The organism is Martinezella dioscoreae (assembly GCF_009176305.1).
GTDB classification, from domain to species: Bacteria; Pseudomonadota; Alphaproteobacteria; order Rhizobiales; family Rhizobiaceae; genus Rhizobium; species Rhizobium dioscoreae.
Genome location: NZ_BLAJ01000004.1, coordinates 570,866 through 583,788 on the forward strand (window position 1 = coordinate 570,866; position 12,923 = coordinate 583,788).

Genomic DNA, 12,923 nt, shown 5'->3' on the forward strand with positions numbered 1-12,923 from the left:
TTCCTAGAGCGGTTCAGCTTTTCGCGGAATCCCTGAACCGCCCTATCTTTTCACGCAATTGCGGGCGAAAGACCGCTACACACTTTTCCTGTAATTGCTCTAGAGGCGGTGCGCGCGATTGCGCTCGCGCTCGGCCAGGATCTGTTCCGACGTGTAAGGAGGTGCCGATTCGTCAAAGCCGGTCCATCCTTGCTCCACATAGCTCGCGCGCCGTTGTGCAATGTCGACCGGACGAGACGCGGCAAGGATCGATTGAGCCTGCGCTACGCGACTGTCTTCGACATGAGCAGCGACCAGCGATCCGCCGCGACGAATACCCTCTGCATAGAAATGCGCATCCTCTTCGGGAATGCCTTCCGTGATCATCGCGCCAATAATCCCCCCCACCGCTCCACCGGCCACAGCGCCCGCTATTGCACCGGCGGCCGTCGCAGCAAGCCAACCGGCTGCAACGACCGGTCCCACTCCGGGGATGGCGATCATGCCGAGGCCGGCGAGCAGGCCCCCGGCGCCACCTGCAACGGCACCGATGCCCGCACCGGTGCCGGCGCCTTCCGCGCCGTAGCTGCCTTGCCCTTCGACATCGACGCCATCGGCCTTGTTCGTGATGATGCTGATCTCGTCAGACGCGACACCGGCATCCTCAAGGGCCTTTACGGCCGTGCGGGCATTATCATAGCTGTCATAAAGTCCAGTAACCGTTTGCATTGGATGCTTCTCGCTTTGTTGTGGGTTATTTCGCCATTGTCACGTTACCCTGGAAATCCAGGGAGATGCCGACTGGTCTGCCATCCTTGTCGGCGCTTGCACGCCAGACGCCCTGGCTATCGAGCTTCAGATCACGAATATTCCTGTATCCGGCGTTTTCGAAGCGCGATTTCGCCTGCTTCTGACTGAAGCTGTTTTTGCCGGCGATCGGAGCCCCGGGATTGCGGTCAGTGTTGACGGCGGGCGTTGTCTGCGATGTGGTTGGTTTCTCACTTTGCGCGAACGATCCCGTCGCAAAAGCCATCGCGACAAATGTGATGCTGATAAGCTTGTTCATGTTCAAACCTTTCGTTACTGCCGATGCGAACCACGCGAAGGGCCCATTGTTCCCGCAATTCAGTGGGAGATGGATTTCAGGCAAAGAGCGGCGCGATTGCTCCTCGCGATGCACGGCGGGGTTGAAATAATCTGATTGCAACAACTGGCGACCAGCGGCTCGCCCGTATATAGTCAGGTTCCCTCATCCTTGAGAGCCAGGTACGTGATCTCCATTGTCAGAGTGAGCCGCACTACCGGAATCTTGTCACTCCTGGCGACTTCGACAGCAAGGCATTCGCCGTTCTTGTTCGGGATACCATCCAACGCCATCTCCGCCAGTATTCGCTTCGCCTCATCAACGGCTGATATGAGATCCGGGAGATCTTGGCCTTCGTCATCATCAAGCACTGTCTCGCGATCTTTCGTTGCGAAATAAAAGTTCGTCATGTTCGACCTCAGGCGGTGCGCTGCCAGGGGGCAACGCACCGAAGAAGAAGTGCCGGCTGTAGTCCTATGCCGCCTTTTTGGCTTTTGCATTGGCCGCTGTTTCCGCCAGCTTCGTCAACTTCTGATCCGTCGCCTTTTCTTCCGCGAGCGTCTGCTGGAGAAGAGGTACCGCATCCTTCAGGCCGAGCTGCTTGGCCCATTCGATCAAAGTGCCATAGCGGGCGATCTCGTAATGCTCGACGGCCTGCGCCGAGGAGATCAGACCTGCATCGAGTGCCGGAGTTCCCTTGAACTCTTCGATGATTTCGTCAGCTTCCGCGATGATGCCCTGGATCGCTTCGCAGGTCTTGCCGCGCGCTGGCTTTCCAAGGAGCTCGAATACCTGTTCCAGGCGTTCGACGTGACCTTGGGTCTCATCGCGATGGTGGAGAAAGCCGTCCTTGCCTTCCTGCGCTTGCGCTGCGCGCGCCATCTTCGGCAGGGCCTTGAGGATTTGCTTTTCCGCGTAATAGATGTCTTTCAGCGTTTCCAGAAAGAGGTCGTTGAGTGTCTTTTCGGATGCCATGGATGTCCTCCATCGAATAAGGATTGAAAGGAAGTCCGCCATGCGGACCTCCCTAGCGAGCTCTATCAGGAATTCTTGTGGCTTTGCTGGCCAGCCTTCACATGCTGTTCGTGGCTACCGCCACGGGTGCCGCCCGACTGCTCGTTACGAGACGAAGCGTGCTTCGTGTTGGTATCCTTGTCGGCGTTCTTGTGGCTCTGCTGGCCGGCTTTGACGTGCTGTTCGTGGGACCCACCTTGGGAAGCCATGATGTTTCTCCTCTTGTTTGATTGCGAGACCTTCATTGGTCTCGCGGCTTCAAACAGGCTTTGGACATGTTGGTTCCCAGCAGCGATCAAAAAAACGCAGTTGCCGCCATTCCTATCACGGCAACGAACATCGCTAGACACGCCGCCCAGCCGACAGCACGCAGGCCCTTGCCGATGACGAACTGTTTCATGACATCGCGATTGGAAGCGATCAGCATGAGGATCACCATGACGGGAACGGCGACCACGCCGTTGATCACCGCACTCCAGAACAAGGCCTTCATCGGCGGGATGGGGGTGAAGTTCAAAAGCATGCCAACGATAGTCGCCAGACCGACGGTCGTGTAGAAAGCCTTGGCCTCGCTGGGGTCGCGAGATAGGCCGACCTTCCAACGAGCCGCCTCGCCAATCGCATACGCAGCTGAACCTGCAAGAACGGGCACTGCCAAAAGACCGGTCCCCATAATGCCTATTGCAAAGATGATCTTGGCAAACGGTCCGGCCAGTGGTTCGATCGCTTTCGCCGCGTCGACGGAGCTTTCGATATTCGTTGAGCCTGCTGTGTTAAGGGTCGCGGCGGTCGTCGTGATGATCGCGAGTGCGACGATATTGGAAGCGGCCATGCCAACGAGCGTATCCAGTGTGATCCGTGTATTTGCCTTCTCCGCCTCCGCCGGATGCTTGACGAGAGGTTCTTCACGAGGCTTCTCCTTGAGGTCCTCGGCTTCTTGAGATGCTTGCCAGAAGAAGAGATAGGGGCTGATGGTGGTTCCGAAGATCGCGACGATCATTGACCAGTAATTCGGATCCGCCTTGATGGTTGGGAGCAGGAGACCGCGGCTAAAGGCCAACCAGTCGACACGCACCACAAAGAGGGTCGCAATGTATGACAAGAGCGCCAGGCTCAACCATTTCAGGACGGCGACGTAACGTTTATACTTCAGGAGGACCTGGAGAAGGATGCAGATCACACCGAAAGCCGCGACGTAAATGAGCGAATTGCCATTCAACAGCAAATGTGCCGCATCCCCCATCGCGCCGAGATCGGCGCCGAGATTGATGACATTGGCAATCAGGAGCGGAACGGTGACACTGACGCCCACCCAGCGCGGATAACATTTCGCCATGCTGCCCGCCAAACCTCGGCCCGTCGTTCGGCCGATGCGGGCACTGATCATCTGCACCGCCACCATTAGCGGATAGGTGAACACCAGCGTCCAACTCGCGACGTAGCCGAACTGCGCTCCGGCCTGTGAGTAAGTCGCGATCCCGCTTGGGTCGTCGTCCGAGGCGCCGGTGACCAAGCCTGGTCCCAGGATTTCCAACAGACGTGGTTTTGAAGGTTCGACGACAGAGCTTTTGTCGTCCATCTGATAGCCGCTCATGACTGCCTCCTGCAGAACCGGACCGCGCATCTTGTCGGTCGCGGTGCGAACAAACCGTGCTTATTGATCATTTGTTCCCGGACACGCAGCCCGCGCTAAAGCAATCCAATTTCAAAAGCTTGGAAGGGGCGGCACGATCAATTCCTGCTTGCTCTTCGCAATATCTTCTCCGCGCGGGAACCTTCTGCATCCAGATCGATTTGATCTACAACGCAACTAAGGAGACCGCGCATATGGAAAAGCAACGGCGCTTCGAGCGACGTCGACCGTTAAGAGGCTCAGCATATACGCTCACCGATTTTCAGAAAAAGTATGACCTCGACGACCGCAGCGCCGAAGATCTCTTCATCCGCTTCGGTCCATCCTCGATCGAACTTGACCTGCTGATGGCCGCAAAAGGGCGGAAGCCGTCTTTTGACGAGCTAACGAAAGAAATGCCGCAACAATAGATAAGGACCGGGCGGAAAATCCTCCGTCAGGATGCCTTGAGGAAGTGCAGCAGCGCGCGTGCAAGATGCATGGGGTTCTCCTCCGCTACATGGTGTCCGCTCTCGATGCCATGACCCGAGACATTGGTCGCCCACGATCGCCAAATTTTTCTCGGATCGCCGAAGAAATACTCGAGATCGTCACGTGTCGACCATAAGCAAAGCAACGGGCATGCAATTTTTTTTCCGGCTTTGCGATCCTGCCATTCGTCTTCGCGATCGACTGTCAAGCCAGCCCTATAATCTTCGATCATTCCATGAACGACGGCCGGATCATGGATCGCCGCCATGAGATCCTGATAGGCTTCCTCCCCCATGAACTCAGGTGTGATCGCCTTGTACCAGCCTCTTGGATCGGCATTGATCGCCTGTTCCGGTTTGTCTGGTTGAGCAAAGAAGAACCAGTGATACCAATCGCGCGCGAACCGCCAATCCATCCGTTCGAGATGTTCGATAATGGGGATACTGTCGATCACGACGAGTTTCGTGATGATCTCGGGATAATCCATGGCGAGCCTGAAAGCGACGTAGCTTCCACGATCATGGCCCGCGACGGCAAAGCTGCGATGGCCCAATAGCTGCATCAAGCTGACGCAATCGAGCGCCTTTGCCCGCTTTGCCGAGTGCCGGCTATCGTCTGTGTCAGGTGGTTGAAAGGATTTCCCGAACCCTCGGAGATCGGGACAGACGACGGTGAAATGCGGCGACAGCAAGTCCGCCACCTGGCCCCACGTCATGTGCGTTCGCGGATGCCCGTGGAGCAGAAGCAGGGGCGGCCCATTGCCTCCATACCGAACCCGTAAACTGCCAGGTCCGACATTCACGGTCTCGACTGCCATACCGTCAAACAATTCTCGCCTCCCATGCTCAGTCCGCCGATCACCTCATCCAAGAGGATGCGGACTCCCGTTTAAAGGCTGACATCCCTCGCCGCCCGTCTTTGAAGCCACCGCAATACGCGGATCTCCTCCATGTCCATCCAATTTAAAAGCCGCTCACTGCGTGTTTGAATCTTAAGCACATCACCGAGGCGCTCATTCCGGAAATCCTCGAAGACCGCGGGATGAATATAGGATGTCTTACAAACCGCGCGCGTATTGACGAGCATTGCTGCGACAGCATCGACCACCTGATTAAGCTGCCGCGTGATCGCGCTTTCCGACGATTCGACCTTGAGAGGAGCCAGCGCCGAGACTGCCAAACAGGTCGCGCCCCACGTCCTGAATTGGCGCGAGGTGAAATCACTTCCCATGGTTTCCCTGATATACGTATTGACATCTTGCGACGAAATCTGGCGACAACCACCGTCATCGCAGACATACTGAAAAAGTTGCTGACCTGGCAGTTCCTGCAAACGTCGCACGACATTGGCGATACGCCGGTCGCTATGAACCAGATTCCATTCTTTACCTGATTTTCCCTTGAAGCGGAATTTGACCGTCCCGCCCTCCACCCGGACATGACGGCTCTTCAACGTCGTCACTCCATAGGACTGGTTCTCTTCGGCATAGGCGGTGTTGCCGATGCGAATATAGAGGTTATCGAGTATCCAGATCACCGTGGCCAAAGCCTTTTCCATCGTCAAGCCGCGCGAGCGCAGATCGACGTCGACGCGCTGGCGAATTTCGGGAAGGGTATCGCCGAAATCGGCGAGACGATCGAACTTCGCGCGGGCACGCTCGGACTGCCATTCCGGATGATAGCGATATTGTTTGCGGCCCCGGGCATCGAAACCGACAGCCTGAAGATGAGACAACGGATCGGTTGAGATCACAACATCCGTATAGGCGGGAGGAATGGCCAAGGCATTCAGGCGAGCGATCTCATCTCGATCCCTAATCCTTATTCCGTTTGGAAGGTAATAGACGAATCCGTTCCTTCCGGGCTTTCGGGTGATGCCGTCTTCGAGATTGCCAATGTAGATCAGTCCGGAATGGAGCTTTGCTTCGGCAGCCGCGGCAGCGGCTTCGACTTTGGCGACTATCTGGTTCATGGGCCGTTAACTCCCATCCGGCGTCGCGGTTCCCGGAGCGCCTTATGTCGTGACGGGAAACTGCATCGATCCCGGAGAAAATCCATCAAACGGGTGAGTGATCATCTGGAACAAACAATGTCGACCGCCGTTGCAATAGGCGTGAGTTTCACGTTTGGAGGATATTCAACATGGGTCGAGGTATTCTGCTCTGGCTTCTCGGCATCCCGCTGCCAATCGTCATTCTTCTCGTTCTCTTCACGCGATAGGAGGTGCGGATGTCCTCTGTCGAAGAAGTACCCGCGGGAACCGTCCCAGTCGAGTCGTCCAAGCCGGCCATCGTCTGGGGCCCGATCATCGGTGGCGCGCTCGCAGCGACCGGCATTGCTCTTATCCTTCTCCTCCTCGGATCCGGGGTCGGCTTGACGATGGTTTCACCGTGGTCCAGCCAAACCAGCTCAGCGGCGACGGTCGGTATAACCGCCGCGATCTGGCTGATAGTGGTTCAATGGCTATCGTCCGCGATCGGCGGTTACATCACTGGCAGGCTGCGTACGAAATGGGTGGAGATACACTCCGATGAGGTCTTTTTCCGTGACACGGCGCATGGATTTCTAAGTTGGGCGCTGGCAACAGTGTTCGTGGCTGGATTTCTAGCGTCTTCGCTAACATCGCTGGCGGGCGCGTCAGTCGATGCCGCGGGTAAGGTCGCGCAGACCGCGGCGGATGTTAGTGCCTCTCCTGCACCAGCGACGAAGACGGACGCGACAGCTTACTTTACCGACGCCCTGCTTCGGCCCGCAAAGGTTTCAGACCGTGCCCAATCCGATGATCGCGCAGCAGCGGCAGAAATCTCACGCATCCTCCTGCAAGGGGCGGCCAGTGGAGAAATTCCCGATAGCGATAAGTCCTATATGGCAGCAATTATCTCCGCGCGTGCTGGCCTTTCTGAGGCCGATGCGCGCAACCGCGTCGATACCGTGCTTAAACAGATCGATGACGCGAAGTCAGCTGCGAAAGAAGCGGCTGACAAGGCTAGGAAGGCGGGCGCGACGACCGCACTGGTCGGTTCTCTTTCGCTCCTGGTGGGCGCTTTCATCGCCTCCGCAGCTTCGGCCCTCGGCGGCCGGCAGCGTGACGAAGAAGAAGACCTGGTCGTTACAACCCGCGGCCGGGTCTCTGAAGTAAAACGGTAAGTTAACACGTACCTAATGAACAAGGTTCATTACGGTCAAACAAGTCGATCGCCACGAACGGAGCCTGAGATGCCCAAACGGAACGATTCTCCTGCAGTTCAATCCCTCTCGAACGAACGCGAGGAGCAGCAGCAGCAAGCAACGCAAAACGAACTCGAAAGGGGCCTTGAGGACACATTCCCGGCGTCCGATCCTGTTTCTGCGACCCATACAGCAGTCTTACCGAAGCATGCCTCCTCAGAAGCCTCCGAAAGAGGCAGGGCGCGGCATCATGTTGATGCATTTGAAGACAGACTTCCTATCACTTCAGACAGGCACGTAACGACAGGCGACGGAGCCGGTGACAAAGGTGCCGCAAAAACCGAGGTTCGTGCGCTTTACCGAGCAGCGCGCCAAGCGAGTCGAACTGATCCGGCGCCAACTGCGCGTGACGCTTCCGTCCCTTTGCCAGATGGCGCCGGTCTGCTAAGCGAGTTCAAGCATAGGATTCGCGAGCGACCGATCGCGACAATAGTTGCGGCCGCGGTGATAGGGTTTGCGTGTGGCATGACACGCTAACCAATTCGATCATCAATAACGCCGCCGAGATACCGGTGGATTGAGGATGACGCGCAATAACTGAGGTGCCTCAGGTGAATGGGTCTGGCTGGAAGAAGTAAGTGCCATCAATGTCGCCAAGCTGATTAGGGATTTGCTCGATCCTATCACCGGCACTCCGGTGTTCGTCGACGTTGGGCAAGGACTGTTGCGGTAGCAGAGTCTTATTTGCCACAAGGGAGAGTACCAGATGAATCAGAATGACAGCCTCGAGGATACAGCTAAACTCGAAACCCATCACCAGGCAGAGATCGGCCCTCGCGAGAAGCTCCAGCTGCGATTGCTGGAGCTACGAACCGAAATTGCAATCGTACGAATTCGACTGCTGACGATTAAATATCGGGCAAGGAATGTCGCCTGGAGTGGAATCCGATTGGTTGATGCCTCTGCGCATGACCAACTTGGAGCTTATCCATGGCTGAAGTTATCCGCAGCATCACTGGCGGCCTTCATAACAGGGCGCGTCCTTCGACGGCTACCTCTCAGCCTCATGATGATCGCGGCAAGACCGCTCCTTGCGACAGCCGTTGGGTCTGCTTCGAGGCATATCCGCTAAGCGGATTAGCGCCTACATTACCGATCGTCTCATTTCGCTTTCGGATCATTCGTAGATGAATTGACAATTACAAAGCCCGCCATTGCGATCGAAACAAGACCAAAGTCACAATCGAATATATCTTGTGAAGACAACTCGCGAAGCAGATTCCCCATATTTTCAAGTCAGCGAATAATGCTGATTTACCACCAAGAACAAGGCGATTCTGCGGCGATTCCTATCGTCTTTCTAGCTGCAAATACGATGATGCGATGTCTTTTGTGAACACTGCACTGATATCAAACCTAGATGGGAAAACATGCTGGGTCGTGATCGGAAAGGACAAGCTCTCTGTAATTATCCGAACATAGTTTTGTCTGCTTGCGTACGGAAAATATGAAAGGGGAACAAGCTAGGCGAGTAAGCATTGCAGATTTATCCAGGAGGATAAATCAAATGCTCATAACCGCATGTTCTACATTGCAGGACGAAGTTGTCGCCCTGCTGCCAGCCTTGCGCAACTTTGCCCGACGGTTCGTTTTTAGCGAGACCGATGTCGACGACCTCACGCAGGAGACTGTCGGCAAAATGCTTGCCCATCTCGATAGCTTCACTCCGGGAACCAAGCTCAGGAGCTGGGCATTCACCATTATGCGAAACACCTACATGACCGAATACAAGCGCCAAAAACGGGTCCAGCTTCGTAATAGTGATGATGGACTTTTCGAAATTCCAGTAGCAGGCCGCCAGCAGCTCTGCATTTATACGGCCGACGTCCGTTCTGCCTTAGCTCGCCTTCCCACATATCAACGAGACGCACTTCTTATGATTGTCGATGGTTTGTCATATGACGATGCGGCGAGACTTTCCGGGTGCGAGATCGGGACGATTAAAAGCCGCGTGTCACGCGCACGCGCGACCTTGGTTAAAATCCTCGGCGAGAATTCGATACGTAGTGCCGCCTCGATCCAGTAAGATCCTTTGTGACCTGCGCGCGAATGGAGCTTGGTTTCACCTCCGGAGACTGAGAGAACCGAGCGCGATGTCTGGACAGTCCGTCGTGTCGACGACAGCACATTTGCTGGATGGTTCCGCCTGTCTCTAGAAAGGAGGGGGCAGAGATTGGCTATGGGCTACGACCAGGCGCATGAGGCAAGGAATATGCTTCCTGATATGCAGGCAAATGACATCGCATCCCCTTGGCATCGAAAAACGACGGGCTGCTGGAGTGCTTGTTGAGAATCTCTGGGGCGATCGCGGTCCAGCCGCCCTTCCCATCATCGGCCCGACATGCGGCACGAACCTCGTTGCTCGCGTAATCGTCAAGCGCCTGCACCTTACCAGGGCCCTTGTCCAAGGTGGCTCCCGCAAACGCATCTCTTATGGCGGCTCTCACCTTCTTTGGGAGATCAGACACCGGTTTGATCAAAGGAGGCGCCCGTTCAATGGTGCGCTCCGTCACCGTGCGATGTTGGCCAAGCTCCGCGTTCGGTGCCCTCAAACTGGAGCCCGGTCAACGAACCTTCCGGCCTCCGCGAACCTGAACACTAGAAATCGTTCAGGTTGATTGCGGGCGAGAACAGTCCGAAGTCTATGTGATCAGGTGTTGGCCAGGACCTGTGGTTCTGAAGTTTCTGATTTCCAACGTTTATTTTCGCTGAGGCCTAAAGTTGATGAGCAGAGATTTGAGCTCAATTTCACGTACGCGTCTAGCCGCCTCGTCGAGGCTGACCCAATCGATCCGCCGCTGGCCTCGCTCCTTGAACTCATTCCGGATTTCTTTCACTTCCACTTGAAACAGGTCAACGACGCATGGCACGACTTTTCCGTCGTCAAGTTCTTTCAGATAGGTGTATCGGCCGATCGGCGCTCTTCTCACCTTGCCGCGGACACCAGCTTCCTCCCATGCTTCGATGGCGGCTGCCTCGTGAGGCTCCTTGCCTTTCATGGGCCAGCCTTTCGGCACGATCCAGCGCCCGCTTTCACGCGAGGTAATCACCAGAACTTCGATCTCGTCACCGCCCTCCTTGTAGCGAAAACAAAGCGCGCCATATTGGTTTCGAAACGCACTGGAAAACAGCCGTTCCGGCGTGCGTGCCAGCTGTTGCAGCAGGTGCTTTGATTTGGGGAATGTTGGCTTGCCGCTGTCTTTTTTTGATGTCATATCATTCAACTTATCAGCCTATCCAGCGCCCTATCCTCCTCTAACCGAGCCTCGCCACGCCAATTCGGCGTGCAATGTTACGGAATGGCCCTCGAGCCTGTCCGATGACGGGCTCTCGCCCAGCCATGTCACAGCCTGTCGTGCGATTGCCACGACGGGCTGAGCAAAGGTCGTCAAATCATAGGACGACCATGAGGCCTGCTCAATATCGTCGAAGCCGACGACGCAGAGCTGATCCGGGATCGAAAGCGAAAACTGGTGCCGTGCCGCGTCCATGAGGCCGCAGGCCAGCAGATCGGTTGCACAAAACACCGCGTCCGGTCGTTCGCTTAGGGTCAGCAGCCGCTGCGCGACGACCTTGCCAGCCTCGTATCCGGTCCAGCCGTATCGTTCGACGATCACATCCAGTCCATGGGCCTTCGCCGCCGCGATGAAGCCGGCCTCACGCGCCATCAAACTCGGCGTGCCGGCTTCCGAGTTTGCGAACGCCAGCCTGGTGCAGCCGGCGCGAACGAAAGCGGTCACAACGCGCCCTGCCGCCTCGCGATCGTCGAGATTGATCCGCAAGGGTCCCGGTTGATCGTCGTCTCTGTTGATCAGAACGAGGCGCTGGCCGTTTCTCAGGCAGAGCTGGGTGATCGACTTGTCGGGCAGGCCTGAGAGAATGATCGATGCATCCGCCCTATATCGGATCGCCTGCTGAAGCGCGCGATCGACGCTGCCGTCGGAGCGGTCGGTATTGACGAGCATGGCGACCTTGCCGACGATCTGCAGCTGCTGTGTCAGCTCGCGCAGCAATGCAGACCGATAAGGTGTCGCCACCTCCGAGACAATCAGACAGACGATGCCGCTTTCATTGCGCATCAGCCCGCGGGCGAGATGATTGACCTGATATCCAAGCTCCTCCGCCGCCCGCAGAACCTTTTGGCGGGTGGCCTCCGAAACGCTCGCCCCTGGCGTGAATGCGCGAGAAACCGCCGAGCGCGAAACACCCGCCCGCCGCGCAACTTCCTCGGCACTGACAAAATCTCGTTGCGACACACCGCCTCTCCTCTTCCATCCAAACTCCATCATAGTTTGCAATCGCGTGCAATATGGTGATCTCGGTGGTTTTGTGAAACTTTTATGACAGCGGTAGTTGACAGTGTGAGATAACCAATGCAGCATTTGCACGCGCTTGCAAAAAGCGCTCGGCGTGGAGGCGCCGTAAAGTAGGAGGACATCATGCGATTGGTCAACGTGGCCGCGACAGCCCTTGCCGCGGGAATTTCGCTTATTGCCTGGTCGGCGCATGCCGCGGGCGATTTGAACGTGATCTGCTCGGCGGATCCCGAAGTTTGCGACCTGATGAAGGGGCTCTTCGAGAAGCAAAGCGACATCAAGGTCAATATGGTTCGGCTTTCGGCCGGCGAAACCTACGCCAAGATCCGCGCCGAGGCGCGCAATCCGAAGACGGATATCTGGTGGGCGGGAACCGGTGACCCCCATTTGCAAGCCGCGGCCGAGGGCCTGACGCTGGAATATAAATCACCGCTTTTCGACCAGCTTCAGGATTGGGCGAAGAAGCAGGCCGAAAGCGCCAATTTCCGCACGGTCGGCGTTTATGCGGGAGCGCTTGGCTGGGGCTATAACACGGATATCTTGAGGAAGAAGGGCTTGAAGGAGCCTAAATGCTGGGCCGACCTTCTTGACCCCTCCTTTAAGGGCGAGATCCAGATTGCCAATCCGAACTCGTCGGGAACGTCCTACAATACTTTGGCGACACTCGTGCAGATCATGGGCGAGGACAAGGCCTTCGATTATCTTTCGAAGCTCAATGCCAATGTCTCGCAATATACCAAGTCGGGCTCCGCCCCGGTGAAAGCGGCAGCGCGCGGGGAATCGACGATCGGCATCGTTTTCATGCATGACGCGGTTGCACAGACCGTCGAAGGCTTTCCCATCAAGGCGGTGGCACCGTGCGAGGGCACGGGTTACGAGATCGGCTCCATGTCGATCATCAAGGGCGCCAGAAATCTCGACAACGCCAAGAAGTGGTACGACTGGGCACTCAGCGCCGAGGCACAATCGCATATGAAGGATGCCAAGTCCTACCAGCTTCCCTCCAACAAGTCGGCCGAGGTGCCGAAGGAGGCCCCGAAATTCGAGGAGATAAAGCTGATCGACTACGACTTCAAGAAATACGGCGATCCCACGATCCGTAAGGCGCTGCTTGCCCGATGGGACAGGGAAATCGGCGCCAAGGCCAACTGACGGCTTTTTCGATTGCCCTCGCAGGCCGGCTCCTCGTGCAACCGGCC

15 protein-coding genes are annotated in these 12,923 nt (G+C 56.6%); 4 read left to right on the forward strand and 11 right to left on the reverse strand.

What is annotated here, in order from left to right:
* Positions 1-99 precede the first annotated feature (99 nt).
* The 6 genes from GDN47_RS19875 to GDN47_RS19900 all read right to left on the reverse strand — a co-directional run bounded on the left by GDN47_RS19875 (position 100) and on the right by GDN47_RS19900 (position 3,671).
* Positions 100-708 (reverse strand): general stress protein, encoded by a 609-nt coding sequence (locus tag GDN47_RS19875; RefSeq protein ID WP_113353116.1) that lies wholly within the window; start codon positions 706-708, stop codon positions 100-102.
* 25 nt (positions 709-733) lie between these two features.
* Positions 734-1,186 carry a hypothetical protein gene (locus GDN47_RS19880; RefSeq protein ID WP_308936548.1) on the reverse strand — a complete coding sequence of 151 codons (453 nt, stop codon included), beginning with the start codon at positions 1,184-1,186 and terminating at the stop codon, positions 734-736.
* A gap of 32 nt (positions 1,187-1,218) precedes the next feature.
* Positions 1,219-1,473 (reverse strand): DUF6894 family protein, encoded by a 255-nt coding sequence (locus tag GDN47_RS19885; protein ID WP_113353114.1) that lies wholly within the window; start codon positions 1,471-1,473, stop codon positions 1,219-1,221.
* Positions 1,474-1,537: 64 nt separating this feature from the next.
* Positions 1,538-2,038, reverse strand: a complete 501-nt coding sequence (locus GDN47_RS19890) for a YciE/YciF ferroxidase family protein (protein WP_113388654.1) — start codon at positions 2,036-2,038, stop codon at positions 1,538-1,540.
* Positions 2,039-2,103: 65 nt separating this feature from the next.
* Complete coding sequence (locus GDN47_RS19895; RefSeq protein WP_113353112.1) at positions 2,104-2,286, reverse strand: hypothetical protein; 183 nt, start codon at positions 2,284-2,286, stop codon at positions 2,104-2,106.
* Between the two features lie 86 nt (positions 2,287-2,372).
* A complete protein-coding gene (locus tag GDN47_RS19900; RefSeq protein WP_233790012.1) occupies positions 2,373-3,671 on the reverse strand; it encodes an NRAMP family divalent metal transporter in 1,299 nt (432 codons plus the stop codon).
* A gap of 233 nt (positions 3,672-3,904) precedes the next feature.
* Between GDN47_RS19900 and GDN47_RS19905 the strand changes: the two genes are divergently transcribed.
* Positions 3,905-4,120: a hypothetical protein gene (locus tag GDN47_RS19905; protein WP_069614249.1), complete on the forward strand. Its 216-nt coding sequence runs from the start codon at positions 3,905-3,907 to the stop codon at positions 4,118-4,120.
* Positions 4,121-4,146: 26 nt separating this feature from the next.
* Here GDN47_RS19905 and GDN47_RS19910 read toward each other — a convergent pair whose 3' ends face one another.
* Both GDN47_RS19910 and GDN47_RS19915 read right to left on the reverse strand, forming a co-directional pair.
* Positions 4,147-5,010: an alpha/beta fold hydrolase gene (locus GDN47_RS19910; protein WP_113353111.1), complete on the reverse strand. Its 864-nt coding sequence runs from the start codon at positions 5,008-5,010 to the stop codon at positions 4,147-4,149.
* 59 nt (positions 5,011-5,069) lie between these two features.
* Positions 5,070-6,152 (reverse strand): DNA topoisomerase IB, encoded by a 1,083-nt coding sequence (locus GDN47_RS19915; protein ID WP_152094071.1) that lies wholly within the window; start codon positions 6,150-6,152, stop codon positions 5,070-5,072.
* A gap of 257 nt (positions 6,153-6,409) precedes the next feature.
* Here GDN47_RS19915 and GDN47_RS19920 point away from each other — a divergent pair, with 257 nt between their 5' ends.
* Together GDN47_RS19920 and GDN47_RS19930 are read left to right on the forward strand one after the other, a co-directional pair.
* Entirely contained in the window at positions 6,410-7,327 is a 918-nt protein-coding gene (locus GDN47_RS19920; protein WP_152094072.1) for a hypothetical protein, read from the forward strand.
* A 1,588-nt stretch (positions 7,328-8,915) separates the two neighbouring features.
* Complete coding sequence (locus tag GDN47_RS19930) at positions 8,916-9,434, forward strand: sigma-70 family RNA polymerase sigma factor (protein ID WP_113353107.1); 519 nt, start codon at positions 8,916-8,918, stop codon at positions 9,432-9,434.
* A 151-nt stretch (positions 9,435-9,585) separates the two neighbouring features.
* On the opposite strand, the gene GDN47_RS32685 is transcribed toward GDN47_RS19930, so the two are convergent.
* The 3 genes from GDN47_RS32685 to GDN47_RS19940 all read right to left on the reverse strand — a co-directional run bounded on the left by GDN47_RS32685 (position 9,586) and on the right by GDN47_RS19940 (position 11,664).
* Positions 9,586-9,921 carry a DUF6714 family protein gene (locus GDN47_RS32685; protein WP_308936549.1) on the reverse strand — a complete coding sequence of 112 codons (336 nt, stop codon included), beginning with the start codon at positions 9,919-9,921 and terminating at the stop codon, positions 9,586-9,588.
* 186 nt (positions 9,922-10,107) lie between these two features.
* Positions 10,108-10,623 (reverse strand): NUDIX hydrolase, encoded by a 516-nt coding sequence (locus tag GDN47_RS19935; protein WP_113353105.1) that lies wholly within the window; start codon positions 10,621-10,623, stop codon positions 10,108-10,110.
* Positions 10,624-10,653: 30 nt separating this feature from the next.
* The gene (locus tag GDN47_RS19940) at positions 10,654-11,664 is read right to left on the reverse strand and encodes a LacI family DNA-binding transcriptional regulator (RefSeq protein ID WP_113353104.1); all 1,011 of its coding nucleotides are present in this window, start codon (positions 11,662-11,664) and stop codon (positions 10,654-10,656) included.
* Between the two features lie 183 nt (positions 11,665-11,847).
* Here GDN47_RS19940 and GDN47_RS19945 point away from each other — a divergent pair, with 183 nt between their 5' ends.
* The gene (locus GDN47_RS19945) at positions 11,848-12,876 is read left to right on the forward strand and encodes an ABC transporter substrate-binding protein (RefSeq protein ID WP_152094073.1); all 1,029 of its coding nucleotides are present in this window, start codon (positions 11,848-11,850) and stop codon (positions 12,874-12,876) included.
* The last annotated feature ends 47 nt before the right edge of the window (positions 12,877-12,923 follow it).